This window comes from Azospirillum lipoferum 4B (assembly GCF_000283655.1).
Lineage (GTDB): Bacteria > Pseudomonadota > Alphaproteobacteria > Azospirillales > Azospirillaceae > Azospirillum > Azospirillum lipoferum_C.
In genome coordinates this window covers 41,232-57,340 of the sequence record NC_016624.1, presented here as the reverse complement: position 1 = coordinate 57,340, position 16,109 = coordinate 41,232, and the positions used below count along the sequence as shown (strand labels likewise).

The 16,109-nt window shown below is 66.0% G+C and carries 13 protein-coding genes and 1 pseudogene; 6 read left to right on the top strand and 8 right to left on the bottom strand.

All coding sequences use genetic code 11. The features are described 5' to 3' along the window. Nucleotides 1–7: 7 nt before the first annotated feature. Nucleotides 8–2,260: a xanthine dehydrogenase family protein molybdopterin-binding subunit gene (locus tag AZOLI_RS27400; RefSeq protein WP_014249906.1), complete on the bottom strand. Its 2,253-nt coding sequence runs from the start codon at nt 2,258–2,260 to the stop codon at nt 8–10. A 3-nt stretch (nt 2,261–2,263) separates the two neighbouring features. Then, complete coding sequence (locus AZOLI_RS27395; RefSeq protein WP_014249905.1) at nt 2,264–2,725, bottom strand: (2Fe-2S)-binding protein; 462 nt, start codon at nt 2,723–2,725, stop codon at nt 2,264–2,266. 198 nt (nt 2,726–2,923) lie between these two features. Between AZOLI_RS27395 and AZOLI_RS27390 the strand changes: the two genes are divergently transcribed. Continuing rightward, a complete protein-coding gene (locus AZOLI_RS27390) occupies nt 2,924–3,838 on the top strand; it encodes a LysR family transcriptional regulator (RefSeq protein ID WP_044553481.1) in 915 nt (304 codons plus the stop codon). 251 nt (nt 3,839–4,089) lie between these two features. Further along, a complete protein-coding gene (locus tag AZOLI_RS27385; RefSeq protein WP_014249902.1) occupies nt 4,090–4,956 on the top strand; it encodes a 3-hydroxybutyryl-CoA dehydrogenase in 867 nt (288 codons plus the stop codon). 163 nt (nt 4,957–5,119) lie between these two features. Here AZOLI_RS27385 and thiD read toward each other — a convergent pair whose 3' ends face one another. The 6 genes from thiD to flhA all read right to left on the bottom strand — a co-directional run bounded on the left by thiD (nt 5,120) and on the right by flhA (nt 12,656). Next, nucleotides 5,120–5,950: a bifunctional hydroxymethylpyrimidine kinase/phosphomethylpyrimidine kinase gene (gene thiD, locus AZOLI_RS27380; protein WP_014249901.1), complete on the bottom strand. Its 831-nt coding sequence runs from the start codon at nt 5,948–5,950 to the stop codon at nt 5,120–5,122. Then, a complete protein-coding gene (glmM, locus tag AZOLI_RS27375) occupies nt 5,947–7,320 on the bottom strand; it encodes a phosphoglucosamine mutase (RefSeq protein WP_014249900.1) in 1,374 nt (457 codons plus the stop codon). Before glmM ends, thiD begins: the two co-directional genes overlap by 4 nt. Nucleotides 7,321–7,461: 141 nt before the next feature. Beyond that, nucleotides 7,462–8,628, bottom strand: coding sequence for a dihydropteroate synthase (folP, locus tag AZOLI_RS27370; RefSeq protein WP_014249899.1), 1,167 nt, complete (start codon nt 8,626–8,628; stop codon nt 7,462–7,464). Nucleotides 8,629–8,713: 85 nt separating this feature from the next. Continuing rightward, complete coding sequence (gene flhB / locus AZOLI_RS27365) at nt 8,714–9,796, bottom strand: flagellar biosynthesis protein FlhB (protein ID WP_014249898.1); 1,083 nt, start codon at nt 9,794–9,796, stop codon at nt 8,714–8,716. Between the two features lie 3 nt (nt 9,797–9,799). Beyond that, nucleotides 9,800–10,558: a flagellar biosynthetic protein FliR gene (locus AZOLI_RS27360; protein ID WP_014249897.1), complete on the bottom strand. Its 759-nt coding sequence runs from the start codon at nt 10,556–10,558 to the stop codon at nt 9,800–9,802. A 4-nt stretch (nt 10,559–10,562) separates the two neighbouring features. Then, nucleotides 10,563–12,656: a flagellar biosynthesis protein FlhA gene (flhA, locus tag AZOLI_RS27355; RefSeq protein WP_014249896.1), complete on the bottom strand. Its 2,094-nt coding sequence runs from the start codon at nt 12,654–12,656 to the stop codon at nt 10,563–10,565. Between the two features lie 213 nt (nt 12,657–12,869). Here flhA and AZOLI_RS27350 point away from each other — a divergent pair, with 213 nt between their 5' ends. From AZOLI_RS27350 to AZOLI_RS31900, 4 genes and pseudogenes are all read left to right on the top strand, one after another. Then, the gene (locus AZOLI_RS27350) at nt 12,870–13,052 is read left to right on the top strand and encodes a hypothetical protein (protein WP_014249895.1); all 183 of its coding nucleotides are present in this window, start codon (nt 12,870–12,872) and stop codon (nt 13,050–13,052) included. 78 nt (nt 13,053–13,130) lie between these two features. Further along, nucleotides 13,131–13,409: pseudogene (locus AZOLI_RS33495) on the top strand (transposase); the annotation flags it as partial. Next, nucleotides 13,337–13,885, top strand: coding sequence for an IS5 family transposase (locus tag AZOLI_RS31905; RefSeq protein ID WP_244442499.1), 549 nt, complete (start codon nt 13,337–13,339; stop codon nt 13,883–13,885). The pseudogene AZOLI_RS33495 and the gene AZOLI_RS31905, both read left to right, overlap by 73 nt. 419 nt (nt 13,886–14,304) lie before the next feature. After that, nucleotides 14,305–16,086 (top strand): EamA family transporter, encoded by a 1,782-nt coding sequence (locus AZOLI_RS31900; RefSeq protein ID WP_081506027.1) that lies wholly within the window; start codon nt 14,305–14,307, stop codon nt 16,084–16,086. The last annotated feature ends 23 nt before the right edge of the window (nt 16,087–16,109 follow it).

Here is a 16,109-nt window from a genome sequence, read left to right as displayed (position 1 = left end):
CCCCGTCTCAGCTGACGATGCCGCTGCGGCTGAAGGGCAGCGTCTGCTGCGGCTGGCCGGTTACCGAGAAGACGGCGTTGGCCACCGCGGGCGCGGCGGTCGGGACGCCCGGTTCGCCGGCACCGGTCGGCCGTTCGCCGGACGGCACGATGTGCACCTCCACCACCGGCATGTCCGACATCCGCATCGGCAGGTAGCTGTCGAAGTTGGCCTGATCCACCACGCCGTCGGTCATGGTGATCTCGCCGCGCAGGGCATGGCCGATGCCCCAGCCGGTGCCACCCTCCATCTGCGCCTTGACGATGTCGGGGTTGATGACTTGGCCGCAGTCGATGGCGACGATGACCCGGTCGACCTTGACCTGCCCCTTGGCGTCGACCGTCACGTCGGCGACATGGGCGACATAGGTGTTGAAGCTTTCATGCACCGCCACGCCGCGGCCTTTGCCCTGCGGCATGGGCTGGCCCCAGCCGGCCTTCTCCGCCGCCAGCTTCAGCACGCCGGCCAGACGCGGATGGTCCTTCAGCATCTCCAGCCGGAAGGCCACCGGATCCTTGCCGGCCGCCTTGGCGAGCCGGTCGATCATCACCTCCTTGGAATAGGCGGTGTGGGTGTGCCCGACCGACCGCCACCACAGGGTGGTGACCGGCGAGGCGACGGTGTGGGCGTCGACCGCCAGATTCGGCACGGCATAGGCCATGTCCGACGCCCCCTCGACCATCGTCGCGTCGACGCCGTTCTTGACCATTACCGCCTCGAACGGCGTGCCGGCCATGAAGCTCTGGCCGACGATGCGCTGCTTCCAGGCGACCAGGGCGCCCTTGGCATCCACCGCGGCCTTGATCCGGTGCAGGAACAGCGGGCGGTAGCGGCCGCCCTTGATGTCGTCCTCGCGCGTCCAGACCAGATGCACCGGGGCCTTGGGATAGGCCTTGGCGATCATTACCGCCTCGGCGATGTAGTCGGCGTTGGTGGTGGCGCGCCGGCCGAAGCTGCCGCCGGCCCACTGGGTCTCGATCTTCACCTGTTCCGGCTTGCAGCCCAGGATATGCGCGGCGACCATCTGTTCGACCGTCTGGAACTGCGAGCCGGCCCAGATGGTGCAGCCACCCTCCGGGTTCAGCGCCACCACGGCGTTCAGCGGCTCCATCGGCGCATGGGCGAGGTAGGGGAAGACGAAGTCGCCTTCCACCACATGGCCGCCCTTGGCCGCGGCGTCGGCGAAGGCCTTGTCGGCGTCGCCCTTGCCGGCGGCGACCGCACCCGGCCGGTCGGCCAGCTTGCGGTAGTCGGCCAGCATGGCGTCGGAGCCGCGCATCTCGGACTTGGCATCGTCCCAGGTGACCGTCAGCGCCTCGCGGCCCTTCATGGCGGCCCAGCTGTTCCTGGCGATCACCGCGACGCCGACCGGAAGGCTCACCACCTCGATCACGCCCGGCACCTTGCGGGCCGCCGTGTCGTCGACGCTCTTCACCGTGCCGCCGAAGCGGGGGCTGCGGGCCAGAACCGCCGTCACCTGACCGGGGCGGCGGATGTCCATGGCGAAGATCGCGGTGCCGTCGGTCTTGCTGATGTGGTCCAGCCGGTGCAGGTCCGGCTTGCCGATCAGCACATAGTCCTTGGGGTCCTTCAGCTTGACCTGCTGCGGCACCGGCAGCTTCGCCGCCTCCTCAGCCAGTTCGCCGAAGGTGAGGCTGCGGTTGCTCGCCGCATGACGGACCACGCCCTTCGACACCGTCACCTCGCCGGCCGGCACGGACCAGCGGACGGCAGCGGCGGCGACCAGCATGGCGCGGGCGGCGGCACCGGCCATCCGCAGTTCGTCCCAGCTGTTGGCGATGGCGGTGGAACCGCCGGTGCCCTGGATGCCGAAGAAGTGGTTGGCGTACAGCTTGCTGTCGGCCGGGGCGAAGGCGCCGCGCACCTGGGCCCAGTCGGCGTCCAGCTCCTCCGCCACGATGGTGGCGAGGCCGGTGACGATGCCCTGGCCCTTGTCCAGATGCTTGGCCAACACGGTGACCGTGTTGTCCGGCGCCACGATGACGAACAGCTGCGGACGCGGGTCGGCCGGGCCGATGGTCTTCGCCGCCGCTTCGGCGGCCAGCGCCGGCAGCGGCAGATGCGCGCCGACGACCAGCGCGCCGGCCCCGGCGCCGATGGCCTTCAGGAAACCGCGGCGCGACGGGGCCGTCAGCGGCTTCAGCGCAAGGGGTTCGCCGAACCCGTTTTGGGCGGCCTGACGGATCAGATGATGCAGCATGGATCAGGCCCTCATCGTCTGGGCGGCATCCTTGATCGCCGCGCGGATGCGGACATAGGTGGCGCAGCGGCAGACATTGCCGTCCATCGCCGCGTCGATGTCCTGGTCGGTCGGGTTCTGGTTGTCGGTCAGCAGCGCGACCGCGCTCATGATCTGGCCCGACTGGCAATAGCCGCACTGGACGACGTCCAGCTTCTGCCAAGCCGCCTGGACGGCTTGCGCCGCCTTGCCCTTCACGCCCTCGATGGTGGTGACCTTGCTGTCCGGACCCAGCATGCCGACCGGGGTCTGGCAGGCGCGGGTCGGCGTGCCGTCGACATGGACGGTGCAGGCGCCGCACTGGGCGACGCCGCAGCCGAACTTGGTGCCGGTCATGTTCAACTCGTCCCGCAGGACCCACAGGAGGGGCATGTCCTCGGGCACGTCGACCTGACGGTTCTCGCCGTTGACGTTGATGCGAATCATGGCTCTTGCCTCTTTCTCCCTGAACGGAACTGCCGCCTTGTGGTGACGACGGCAGGTCCGCTGCCCGGTTGCGGGCCTTGGCTGCGAATGGCGGCTACGGATCAGGATTTTTGATTGTTTGGCTGCTGGAGCAGCTCTGTCTCGACAGAATACACCGTCTAGTGCACAATGAACTAGGAGGCTTTGGTTCATATCGTCATGAAAGCTATTCATAACCCTGCGCTCGATCTGAACCTGATCAAGGTGTTCGACGCGCTGCTCGAAACCCGCAACGTCTCCCGCGCGGCCGAGGCGCTGGGTGTCAGCCAGTCGGCGGTCAGCCATGCCCTGGCCCGGCTGCGCACGCTGGTCGGCGATCCCCTGTTCGTGCGCACCGGCAACCGGATGGAGCCGACGCCGCGCGCCCAGCGGCTGGCGGAACCTCTGCGCGACCTGCTGGTGGGTGCCGCCCGCGCCCTGTCGGCGGCGGAGGATTTCGACCCGCAGCGGGAGGAGCGGAGCTTCAGCATCTCCACCTCCGATTCCATGCAGGCGGTCCTGCTGACCGGCATCCTGCGCGACGCGGCGGAGGGCGACCTGCGCGTGTCTGTGGCTCTGCGCAGCCTCGATCCCGACGCCATGTTGGACGCGCTGGATGACGGCACGCTCGATCTGGCCATCGGCTATCTGCCGGAACTGCGGCGCTGGCACGACCGCCAGGTGCTGTACCGGGAGACCCATGTCTGTCTGTACAACCCGGCTCTCGTGCCGGTCACCCCGCCCATCGGGCTGGAGGATTACACCCGCTACCCGCACCTGATGCCGTCGCTGCGCGGCGGCATGACCAGCTTCATCGACGACGAACTGGCGGCGCTGGGCACCCGGCGGCGGGTCGCAGCCTCCACCACCCAGTTCCTGGCGATCCCGATGATCCTGACGCGGGCGCCGATGCTGACCTCGTTGCCCGCCCGGCTGGCCCGCCTGTGCGCCGACGCGCTGGGACTCGCCACCAGCCCCCTGCCCTTCGATGTCGGCGATTACGAGGTGTCGATGATCTGGCACCGCCGCAACACCGGCTCCCCCTCGCACAGCTGGCTGCGCCAGCGCATCGGCGAGGAGGCGGTGAAGCTCTGACGCGAATAGGACGGGGCGCCCTTCGAATTGCCTGGTCGAACCGGATCGGCGGCCAATCCGGCCTGGATGGCAAGTGCGGCCGCAAGCAGGCTTTTCCACAGCATGGGTTGTCTCCCCTGCGGCAGGACGCCGCGCCGGCGGGAAGGTCACCATGCCGCATACGACAAGTCATCGCAGCGCAACGAAAAACCGTGTAGAACTTGCTGCACCTGCGAACCAACGCAACCGCCAACCAATAGGGGCAAGGAACAATGGCCGAGAGCATGGGAATCGAGACCATCGGCGTCATCGGCGCCGGACAGATGGGCAACGGCATCGCCCAGGTCTGCGCCGTCGCCGGCCTGACGGTGGTGATGACCGACATCTCCGAGGAAGCGGTGCAGCGCGGCCTGTCGACCGTCGGCGGCAGCCTGGACCGTCTGGTCAAGAAGGAGAAGATGACGGCGGCCGACCGCGAGGCGGCCCTGGCGCGCATCACCGCCACCACCGACAAGTCGAAGCTGGCTGCTTGCGATCTGGTGATCGAGGCCGCGACCGAGAACGAGGATCTCAAGGTCAAGATCCTGAAGGATCTCTGCGCGACCCTGAAGCCGGAGGCGCTGGTCGCCACCAACACCTCGTCGATCTCCATCACCAAGCTGGCGACGGCCACCGACCGACCGGACCGCTTCATCGGCCTGCATTTCTTCAACCCGGTGCCGCTGATGGCGCTGCTGGAGATCATCCGCGGCATCCAGACCAGCGACGACACGCATGCCAAGGCGATGGCCTTCGCCAAGCGCGTCGGCAAGTCGCCGATCACCGCCAAGAACAGCCCCGGCTTCGCCGTCAACCGCATCCTCTGCCCGATGATCAACGAGGCGATCTTCGCGCTGCAGGAAGGCATCGCCACGGCCGAGGACATCGACGCCGGCATGAAGGCCGGCTGCAACCACCCGATCGGCCCGTTGGCGCTCGCCGACCTGATCGGTCTGGACACCATGCTGTCGGTGATGGAGGTCTTCTATGAAGGCTTCAACGACCCGAAGTACCGTCCGGCCCCGCTGCTGAAGGAAATGGTCGACGCCGGCTATCTCGGCCGCAAGACCGGCCGCGGGTTCTACGACTACAGCAAGTAATGTTTGGGGGGCGTTGCGGACACGCGATGCCCCCTCCCTCCCCCGCCCTCGGCCGACCGAAGGTCGGTCCGATCGCGGGAGAGGGCGTATTTGCATGTAAGCGGCAGTCCCCTCTCCCACCGAAGGTGGGGGAGGGTTAGGGAGGGTGCCGAGCACCCCCCGTTTACAAAAACTCCCGCACCGTGTGCAGGTGGTTGAGCGGCCCATGCCCGTGGCCCAGCCCCGGCGCGGTCAGGATCGCCGTTTCCACGTAACGCCGCGCCCGCGCCACCGCGTCGCGCGTGCCGAGCCCCTGCGCCAGCCCCGCGGCAATCGCCGAGGACAGGGTGCAGCCGGTGCCGTGGGTGTGCGGGGTGTGGACGCGCTTGCCCTGGAAGACCGTCTCGCCCTCCTCCGTCAGCAGCAGGTCGTAGAGGCTGTCGTCCTCCAGGTGTCCGCCCTTCAGCAGTACCGATTTCGGGCCGAAGCTCAGCATCAGTTCCGCCGCGCGGCGCATGTCGTCCAGGTCGCGGATCGGCAGGTCGGTCAGCGCCTCCGCCTCCGGCAAATTGGGCGTCACCACCTCGGCCAGCGGCAGCAGGCGCTTGCGCAGCGTCACCACGGCGTCGGGATCGAGCAGGTGATGGCCGCTCTTGGCGATCATCACCGGATCGAGCACCAGCGGCACATTGACCGCGCGCGCCTCATACTCCGCCGCCACCGCCTCGATCACGGGAGCGTTGGCGAGCATGCCGATCTTCACCGCGTCGGCGCCGATATCCTCCAAAACCACCTTCATCTGCAGGGCGACGAAGGCCGGGTCGACCGGCACCACGCCATAGACGCCGGTGGTGTTCTGCGCCGTCAGCGCGGCGATGGCGGTCGTGGCATAGGCGCCGAGCGCGCTGACCGCCTTGATATCGGCCTGGATGCCGGCACCGCCGCCGGAATCCGACCCGGCGACGATCAGGACGCGACCCTTCACCGAGCCGGTCATTTCCGGGCCGCCGCTCATTGCGCGGCCTCCAGGCTGCGGGTGGCGCTGGCGCGGATGGCATCGGCGATGTCGCCGACCACGCCATGGACCAGCGCCTCGTCGTCGCCCTCCGCCATCACGCGGATGACCGGCTCGGTGCCCGACTTGCGGATCAGGATGCGGCCGCTCGATGCCAGCCGCGCCTCGCCCTCCTTGATCGCCTGCTGGACGGCGGCATCCTCCAGCGGCTTGCTTCCGGCGGCGAAGCGGATGTTGGTCAGCTTCTGCGGCACCGGATCGAAGACGCGGCAGACCTCGCTGGCCGAGCGGCCCTCGGCCTGGATCAGCACCGCCAGCACCTGAAGCGCGGCGATCAGCCCGTCGCCGGTGGTGGAATAGTCGGACAGCACCACATGGCCCGACTGCTCGCCACCCACGTTGTAGCCGCGCTCGCGCATCATCTCGACGACATAGCGGTCGCCCACAGGCGTACGCGCCAGATGCAGGCCCAGCCCGCCGAGATGACGCTCCATGCCCAGATTGGACATCACGGTGGCGACCACGCCGCCGCCGCGCAAGGTCTGCGACCGCGCCCAGGAGGTGGCGATCAGGCTCATCAGCTGGTCGCCGTCGATGGGGCGCCCGGCCTCGTCCACCATGATCAGGCGGTCGGCGTCGCCGTCCAGCGCGACGCCCAGATGGGCGCCATGGGCGACCACCTGTTCCTGCAGGGTCTGGGTGGCGGTGGCGCCGCAGCCCTTGTTGATGTTGGTGCCGTCGGGGCTGACGCCGACCGGGATCACGTCGGCCCCCAGCTCGTACAGCACCTTGGGCGCGACCTTGTAGGCGGCGCCGTTGGCGCAATCGACGACGATCTTCAGCCCGTCCAGCCGAAGGCCGCGCGGGAAGGTGTTCTTCACATATTCGATGTAGCGGCCGGTGGCGTCGTCCAGCCGGCTGGCGCGGCCGAGATCGGCGGGGCCGGCGAGGTCGGGGGCGAAGGGCAGAGCCATTCGCCGCTCGATGGCCGCCTCGACCTCGTCCGACAGCTTGTAGCCGTCGGGGCCGAACAGTTTGATGCCGTTGTCCTGATAGGGGTTGTGCGACGCGGAGATCACCACGCCCATGTCAGCACGGAGCGAGCGGGTCAGCATCGCGACCGCCGGGGTCGGCAGCGGCCCGACCAGCACCACGTCCATCCCCATGGAGATGAAGCCGGCGGTCAGCGCCGGTTCCAGCAGATAGCCGGACAGGCGGGTGTCCTTGCCGATCACCACCCGGTGCCGATGGTCGCCGCGGCGGAACTGCAGCGCGGTCGCCATAGCCACGCGCAGGGCCGTTTCGGCGGTCATCGGGTCGATGTTGGCGGTGCCACGGATGCCGTCGGTGCCGAACAGGTGTCGCGTCATGAAAACCTCGTGCAGGAACCGTCTTCAGGCCCGGATGTCGGGGTTCGGGGCCGGAAGCGCAAGCGAAGGATGTTTCTTCGCGCGGCGGACCGGCCGGGTCAAGCTCCCTTCGGCGGCTGCGCGAAAGGGTTACTGGCGAGCTTACCGGGGATGCAGCCCTTCCCACAAGGCGCGGGCCTGCGCGGTTTCGGCCACGTCGTGGACACGCAGGATCTGCGCGCCCTGGTTCAGCGTCTCCAACCCGGCGGCGAGCGAGCCGGGCAGCCGCTCCTTCGGCGGCTCCTCACGCGACAGGCGGCCGATGAACCCCTTGCGCGACAGCCCGATCAGCACCGTGCAGCCCAGCGCATGGTACAGCGTGGTGTGGCGCAGGATTTCCATATTGTGCTCCGTCCTCTTGCCGAAGCCGATGCCGGGATCGATGGCGATGCGCTCCGCCGGCACGCCGGCCGCGGCGCAGCGGGCGATCCGCTCCTCCAGCCAGTCGAACACGTCCAGCGCGGCATCGCGGTAGGTCGGGTTGGCCTGCATGGTGCCGGGCTCGCCCTGCATGTGCATCACCACGACCGGGGTGCCGGTTCGCGCGACCACCGGCAGCGCGTCCGGATCGGACAGCCCGGCGATGTCGTTGACGATGCGGGCGCCGGCCGCAGCGGCGCTCTCCATCACGCTGGCGTGGCGGGTGTCGACCGAGACGGCGGCCCCCTTCGCGGCGAAATGGCGGATGACCGGCAGGACGCGGCGTTCCTCCTCCTCCGGCGCGACCGGGGCGGCACCGGGGCGGGTGGACTCGCCGCCGATGTCCAGGATGTCGGCGCCGGCGGCCAGCATCGCCTCGCCATGGGCGATGGCGGCGGAGGGGTCGAGGAAGTCGCCACCGTCGGAGAAGCTGTCCGGCGTGACGTTGACGATGGCCATGATGAGCGGCCGGTCGGTCGCCAGCCCGGCGAAGGGCGCGCGGGCGCGGGTCAGGGCGCCGAGTTGGCGGTCCAGCGCCTCCGCCACCGCGCGCGACCGCTCCCAGCCCCAGGCCATGATCTCCGACAGCGGCGCGAAGGCGCGGTCGATGCGGGAGGCCCCATCTTGCAGGCCGTCGCGCACGATCAGCTCGGCGGTGGAAAAGGCGAAGCGCCCACCGGCCAGCGGCACAGCGGCACCCTTGGCCCAGGCGGAGATGGGCATCAGCCCGACCGGACGAAGGTAGACCCGCACCCCCTCCTCCGCCGCCCAGGGACAGAAGCCGGCCAGCGACCCGGCGGCCGATTTGGGTGCGGCTTTGGCGGCGGGCTTGGCGGAAAGCGGCGGCATCGGGATGCTCCCATCATGTCACGAACTGTTGCCACCGTTCCTGGCACGCGCCCGGCGCGATGGCAAGGGGGGCTTACCCCCTTCCTCACCCCCGCCGCGCCAGACCACCCTTCAGCTTCAGCACATAGGTGATGACCTCCGCCACCGCCTGGTAATGCTGGAGCGGAATGGCGGCATCGACCTCCGCCGAGGCGTGGAGGGCGCGGGCGAGCGGCGGGTTCTCGACGATGGGGATGTCGTGCTCCTGGGCCAGGGCGCGGATGCGCAGCGCGATCAGGTCGGCGCCCTTGGCGAGGCAGATCGGGGCGGCGGTGCGGCCGCGCTCGTATTCCAAGGCAACGGCGAAGTGGGTGGGGTTGGTGATGACCACGGTCGCCCGCGGGACGTTCGCCATCATCCGCTTCTTGGAGCGCGAACGGCGGATGTCGCGCAGGCGGGCCTTGGCGTGGGGGTCGCCCTCGATCTGCTTGAATTCGTCCTTGATCTCCTGGTGGCTCATGCGCAGGCGGCGGCGCCATTCCAGGCGGTTCCACAGCACGTCCACCGCCGCCATCAGCACGGTCGCCAGCAGGACCGCCAGCAGCAGCCGCAAGGTCACGTCCCGCAGCAGGTTGGGCAATCCGGCGACGTCCATGCCCACAGTATCCTCCGTCCATGCGATGTAGGGCGCCAGCGCATGCCAGGCGGCAGCGCTGATGATGGCGAGCTTGACCAGGCTCTTGACGAATTCGACCAGCGCCGGCCGGCCGGCCATCCGCTTCCAGCCCGAGGCGGGCGACAGGTGCGACCATTTCGGCCGGATGCGGTCGGAGGCGACCAGAAAGGGCCCCTGCCCCAGCGCCGAAACCACCACCCCACCCAACAGGATGCCCAGCACCGGCAGCAGAGCCACCGCGGTGCCGACGATCAGCCAATGCAGGCTGTGGATGACGTCGATGGCGCTGCCGTCGATGCGGATGTCGTCGGGATTCTCGATCAGCGGCAGCAGCAGGCCCGACAACTGCGACGACACACCGGGCGCCGCCATCAGCACGATCATCCAGGCCGCCACCATGGCCGACAGCAGTCCGACGTCGCGGGCACGGGGGACATCGCCCTTCTCCGCCGCCTCGCGCAGGCGTTTCTCTGTCGGTTCCTCTGTTTTCTGCTCGTCGTCCTGCTCCGCCATCGGTCAGGATCCCGAGAGCCAGCCGCCGAGCGCGGCGACGAAGGCGGTCAGCATCGCCCCGGCGGTCGCCATGAACAGGCCCATGCCCACCATCAGCACGCCCGGCGTCGCGACGAAATAGACGGGCATCGCCGGCATGACCCGGTTGACCAGCCCCAGTGCCACATTCATCACCAGCCCGTAGAGGATGAAGGGCGCCGCCAGCCCCACCCCCAGCCGGAAGGTGGTCGCCAGCAGCTCGGCGAAGCGCTGGGCGACCATGCCGAGGTCCGGGAACACACCCGCCGGCCAGGAGCCGTAGGAACGGGCCAGCGCTCCGATCATCAGGTAATGCACGTCCGCTGCGAACAGCAGCGCCAGTCCGCCGATCAGCAGCACGCCCGACAGCACCGACCCGCCCTCGAACCCCGCCGCCTCCATCGAGAAGGGGTTGCTGAGGCCGACGACCTGCGCCACCAGCGCGCCGGTGGTCTGCAGCGCGGCCATGAACAGCCGGGCGCCGAGCCCCAGATAGGCGCCGACCAGCGATTCCCCCGCCAGCGCCCGCAGCATCTCCACCGGCTGGTCCGGCATGCGCTCCGGCAGTCCCTCCACCCCCGGCAGCAGCACCAGCGTCACGATGATCGCCAGCACCGCCCGGATGCGCATCGGCACCGCCGCCTCGCCAAAGCCCGGCAGCAGCCCGATGGCTGCCGCCACCCGCGCCAGCACCAGGAGCCCGCGGTAGATCTCCAGGGTCAGGAACTGGCTGAGCGCATCCATCGGCCTAGACCTGATCGATGGTCTTGAGCGACGCCTTGCGGTGCAGCTCGGCATGGCTCAGCACCGGGGTCATCGGGCTGACCCGCTCCAGCAGGGAGCGGACGAAGGGCCGCACCTCCGCCCCCACCAACAGGGCGGGCCAGACCTGCGAGGTGGCGTGCTTCTGGATCTTCAGGCGGACGGCGGTCAGGAACTCCTGCACCTGGCTGGGCGGCATCGCGAAGCGGCGGTCGTCGCCCTCCACCACGATATGGTCGAGCAGCGCCTGCTCCCAGCGCGGGCTGAGCACGATCACCGAGACGAAGCCGTCCGGACCGGCCAGCCCCTGGTGGATCTGCTGGCCCAGCCGCATGCGCACATGTTCGGTGATCAGCGTGATGTGGCGGGTCCAGCCGACCGCCTCAGCCACCGCCTCGACGATGGCCGGCAGGTTGCGGATCGACACCCGCTCCGACAACAGCTGCTGCAGCACGCGCTGGAGCACGACCAGCGAGATCTGGCTCGGCACCATGTCGTTGATCAGCTTCTGGTACTCGCGGCCCAGACCGTCGATCAGCTTCTGCAAGGCGGCGAAGGTCAGCAGGGTGGACAGGTTGTCCTTGATGACCTCGGTCAGGTGGGTGGTGATGACGCTTTCGGGGTCGACGACGGTATAGCCCTTGGCCACCGCCTCCTCATGGCGGAAGGGGTCGATCCATTTGGCCTGCAGGCCGAAGGTCGGTTCGCGCGTCGGGTCGCCGGCGATGTCGGGCACGGCGCCGCCGGTGGGGTCGATGGCGAGCAGATGCTTGGGCCGCACCTCCCCCTTCGCCGCCTCCACCCCCATGATGCTGATGACATAGCTCTTGGGGGCCAAGAAGCTGGAATCCTTGATGCGCACCGACGGAAGGACGAAGCCGAACTCGGTGGCGAAGCGCTTGCGCAGCGTCTTCACCTTGGTGGTCAGCGGGCCGTTCTTGTTCAGGATCAGCGGGACGAGGTGGTTGCCGACCTCCACCTTCACCTCGTCCACCTTCAGCATGTCCTCCACCGCCTCTTCCGGCGCGGCGGGCGGCGCCTTGCGGCTTTCCTCCAGCTTGGCGAGCGCCGCGGCGCGGGCCTTGCGGCGCGGCGCGTACCAGCCGAGCACCGCGAAGGCGACGCCGATGGCAAGGAAGGGCGCCATCGGCAGCCCCGGCGTGATCGCCAGCGCCACCAGCAGGCCGGAAGCCACCATCAACGCCTTCGGATAGGCGCCGAGCTGGTCGATCACCGCCTTTTCGGCGGAGCCGATGTTGCCGCCCTTGGTCACCAGCAGGCCGGCGGCCAGCGACACCACCAGCGCCGGGATCTGCGTCGCCAGCCCGTCGCCCACCGTCAGGGTGGTGTAGATGGAGGCGGCGTGCTCGAAGCTCATCCCCTTCTGGGCGATGCCGATGGCCATGCCGCCCAGCACGTTGATGACGGTGATGACCAGACCGGCCACCGCGTCGCCGCGCACGAATTTCGACGCACCGTCCATCGCACCGTAGAAGGTGCTTTCGTCCTCCAACTCCTTGCGGCGGCGGCGCGCCTCGGCCTCGTCGATCATGCCGGCGGAGAGATCCGCGTCGATGGCCATCTGCTTGCCGGGAATGGCGTCGAGCGTGAAGCGGGCACCGACCTCGGCGATGCGGGTGGCGCCCTTGGTGATGACCACGAAGTTGATGACGACCAGGATGCAGAAGATCACCACGCCGATGACGAAGTTGCCGCCCATCACGAACTGGCTGAAGCCCTGGATGACATGGCCGGCGGCGGCGTGGCCGTTATGCCCCTCGCTGAGGATCAGCCGGGTGGACGCGATGTTCAGCGCCAGCCGCAGCATCGTCACCACCAGCAGGACGGTGGGGAAGGAGGAGAAATCCAGCGGCCGCGGGATCCACAGCGACACCATCAGCACCAGCACGGCGACCGAGAAGGACAGCGCCAGCCCGAGATCGAGGAACCAGGACGGCACCGGCAGGAACAGCACCGCCAGCACCAGCAGGATGCCGACCGCGAACAGCACGTCGCGGTTCGCCAGCCCGATGTCGCCGATCAGGCCGAACCGGCTGCGGACGTGATCCGTGAAGGTCATGGGAGCCCGGAAGGGTTCGAGGGAGGGGACGGTCGTCCGGCAACGATAGGGGGGTGCGGTAAAACCGGGATTTAAGGCGGAGGGGAGCGGCGATGCCGTCATCTGGAACGTCGCCTAGGAAACGGAATACGGTTGGATTCCTGATCAACAAACAGGAATGCTGCCGGCGCCCAACCGGCTCGCCGCCCGTATGGGGATGACGCGCACATAGGAATGACGCGCAGCGCCATCAACAAGCTGCCCGACCGGCTGCTCGCCAAGGCGCCGGTCATCCGGCATGACGATCCCCAGGATGGGCACAGCAGAAGACAAACGTCGACGGCGGGCGCCGCCGTCTTCCAGGCGGACATCATTGAGGCGGCGGTATGCGAGGCACGGGCCGGTGCTGAGGGCTAGGGCGTGTCGTCAGTTATGGGATTCCCAGCGGTAGGAATGCGTGATTCATAGAGGGTCGGCTGACGGGAGGGCCGACGAATGCGACGCTATGCTTTGCGCGACGATCAGTGGGAGCGGGTCCAGGATTTTCTGCCGGGGCGGGTAGGCCATGTCGGGGGGACGGCGAAGGACAACCGCCTGTTCGTCGAGGCGGTGCTGTACCGTTACCGGGCTGGCATTCCCTGGCGCGACCTGCCCACCCGGTTCGGGGATTGGAAGAACACCCACCGCCGCTACCGCCGCTGGTGCGAGAGCGGGGTGTTCGAGCGCCTTTTCAAAGCCCTGGCCGAGGACAGCGACAACGAGTACATGATGCTCGACGCGACCATCGTCCGCGCCCACCAGCACAGCGCCGGGGCGCGAAAAAAGGGGGCGCCTGCCAAGCCATCGGCCGATCACGAGGGGGGCTGACGACGAAGATCCATGCCATCGTGGACGCCTTGGGCAACCCGGTGGCGATCTCCCTGACCCCCGGTCAGGCCTCTGACTTCAGCCAAGCCGCCCCTCTGCTCGACGCGGTCGAGCCGCAGGCCCTCATCGCCGACAAGGCCTATGATGGCGACGCCCTGATCGACGCATTGAAGGAGCGCGACATCGTCCCCGTCATCCCGTCCAAGGCTAATCGGCTGATCGCCCGCGATACCGATTTCGCCTTGTACCGCGAACGTAATCTCGTCGAGCGATTCTTCAACAAGCTGAAGGGCTTCCGAGCCATTGCAACTCGATACGACAAGCTTGCCAGCACTTTCTTGGCGGCTGTTTACCTCGTGTCGGCTGTCATCTGGCTCAACTGACGACACGCCCTAAAGCTATTGGTCCTTCTGAGAAATGGCGAAGGCGGTGGGTTGCGCCGGGTACAAGGTGTCCTTCCCCCAGCAGGCGCGTGGTCTATTGCGGCCAGACCGTCAGCGGATGGGCCGGACAGGAAGCCGAGCCAGCCGCGCTCGACCGCGATGAAGACGGGGCCATCATCGAACTTATGGTCGCCTGGATTTTTATAGTTAACCGGAAATTGTTTTCAAATCAGATAACCAGAACAGAACCATCTCGATTCTGAGTTCCGCTGAATTGTATGCGTTTAGCCATATGATGTTGTTTGTACGCATATGACTTCTGTTTTGTTGAAATTCTATAAGATTATTTCTATTCAGAGTGCGCTTTCGAACCCGATGGGTATTCGAAAAAGTTAATAACAATCAAGGTGAGATAATAAATGCATCTTCCATACAAATTTAGGAAACTTCAGGTTTCGATCGACTCGGAAAGAATATTAGAAGAAATAAATTCTTTGGGTGGAAGTGCCTGGAGACGACAGGAATTTCATAAAACCGGCCATGACGTCATTCCGCTCATAAGCACAAACGGAACATTGCTTAACGATAATGGAGACCATAATAACTCTCTTCTACCTCCGTTCATTCCAACAGAGCACCTGTTGAAACTGCCATACACCAGAGATGTTATTTATTCCTTCGGAGCGCCCCCTCACCGAACGCGCTTTGCATCTATTCCGCCGAACCACAAGATAACACCCCATCGTGATCTGCAACCGAATTGGCACAATAAAGTCAGGCTCCACATTCCAATTGTCACAGATCCAAATGTTCTGGTCCACATCTGGGAAACAAGCAATGTTCTCCGATCAGAGGATCGTACCGATGTCCATATGGAGGCAGGATATCCCTGGGTTTTCGACATCTGGCGCGTGCATGCCGTAACCAATTTCTCAAAAGTCAACCGCATACATCTTATCATTGACCTCGAGCCAAGAGGGAATTTATTCGACCTTATGTTTGGCGATATTGATCCAATGTTGGTAAAAGAAGTATTTTCATACAAATACCCTAGCGAATATCAAACCGACCTGGAAACACTCACTTGGCTCACAGGGGGAAAGATAGACACGGGAAAGGCGTTATGGAATGCAAATATCGTAGAAAAAACCCTCAAGTCGGTCAATATCATCACCCGGAGGAGTTCTGGCTTTCGTAAAGTTATATCGCGTGGAAAACAGTGCTTCAGGACAGCGCCACCAAAAATACTCCAATATCCCCAGGCTTGCGATTTTATTGCTCGCACATCCCATGAGGCTCTACTCCCAATGAAAGACAATACGCTGGCCGCAGCTGGGTGGATGCTTGGACATGTCTTGGCATTCGGCCTGTCTGCCGGTTTGATAAAGGGATTATCAGGTGCAATTCCGGTGTCCGAGCAGGTCTTTCTGCGCTCTGCCACCGCCGCAATCATCATGCTTTTCGCTGTCAGATTGGCTGGCTCCCCCTTGGTGCCACCGATTTGGCGTCTTCTGGTGTTCCGCGGCGTTGTCGGGTTCGCCGGTCTGGCGTTGATGTATTTGTCCTTGTCGATGTTGCCGCTGACCATCGCAATGCTGCTGACCTGGACCACTCCGGTTTTTGTCGCAATCATTTCGCGTGTTTTTTTGAAGGAACATCTGCCGTTCAAAGCGGTCATCTGTATGGTCGCGTGTTTCGCTGGCCTATCGCTGACTGTCACCGCACCCACCGACATGGGCACAATCACATTGGCCGGTGTTGTGGTGGGAGTTGCGGCTGCCCTTTGCGCCGGAACCGCCTTTGTCGCCGTTCGGGCCGCGACGATTTCCGTCGGGCCTGATTTGATCGTTCTCTACTTCGCCGGACTGTCGATGATCCTATCCGCGCCGATTGCAATGGGTGAACTCGTCATTCCCGACAGGGTTCATGCAATCGGATTGCTTGGCCTGTGTTTGCTGAGCGTGGTTTCCGACGCTTGCAAAACAAGAGCTTACAAGCACGCGGCGGCAGGGATCGTCAGCACCATGGCGCTTTTCAGCGTGGCGATATCGGCGGTGCTCGGTTGGCTGCTGTTTGACGAGAAACTGTCCGCCATGCAGTGGATGGGGGTGGCGATTCTGACCGGGGCCATCACCATTTTGTCCGCCTCAGGAAAAAAGCCGGCGTCGCTACCGTCACCCTCCGCACAACGGGCAAGCTGACATCGGCAAAATGCCGGCGGGCG

Bases quoted from the DNA above. Each gene is read 5' to 3' on its own strand.
- flhB (WP_014249898.1), bottom strand. From the start codon at position 9,796: ATGGCGGAGCAGGACGACGAGCAGAAAACAGAGGAACCGACAGAGAAA.
- AZOLI_RS27390 (WP_044553481.1), top strand. From the start codon at position 2,924: ATGAAAGCTATTCATAACCCTGCGCTCGATCTGAACCTGATCAAGGTG.
- thiD (WP_014249901.1), bottom strand. From the start codon at position 5,950: ATGAGCGGCGGCCCGGAAATGACCGGCTCGGTGAAGGGTCGCGTCCTG.
- flhA (WP_014249896.1), bottom strand. From the start codon at position 12,656: ATGACCTTCACGGATCACGTCCGCAGCCGGTTCGGCCTGATCGGCGAC.
- AZOLI_RS27385 (WP_014249902.1), top strand. From the start codon at position 4,090: ATGGCCGAGAGCATGGGAATCGAGACCATCGGCGTCATCGGCGCCGGA.
- AZOLI_RS31900 (WP_081506027.1), top strand. From the start codon at position 14,305: ATGCATCTTCCATACAAATTTAGGAAACTTCAGGTTTCGATCGACTCG.
- folP (WP_014249899.1), bottom strand. From the start codon at position 8,628: ATGCCGCCGCTTTCCGCCAAGCCCGCCGCCAAAGCCGCACCCAAATCG.
- AZOLI_RS27400 (WP_014249906.1), bottom strand. From the start codon at position 2,260: ATGCTGCATCATCTGATCCGTCAGGCCGCCCAAAACGGGTTCGGCGAA.
- AZOLI_RS27350 (WP_014249895.1), top strand. From the start codon at position 12,870: ATGACGCGCAGCGCCATCAACAAGCTGCCCGACCGGCTGCTCGCCAAG.
- AZOLI_RS27360 (WP_014249897.1), bottom strand. From the start codon at position 10,558: ATGGATGCGCTCAGCCAGTTCCTGACCCTGGAGATCTACCGCGGGCTC.
- AZOLI_RS27395 (WP_014249905.1), bottom strand. From the start codon at position 2,725: ATGATTCGCATCAACGTCAACGGCGAGAACCGTCAGGTCGACGTGCCC.
- glmM (WP_014249900.1), bottom strand. From the start codon at position 7,320: ATGACGCGACACCTGTTCGGCACCGACGGCATCCGTGGCACCGCCAAC.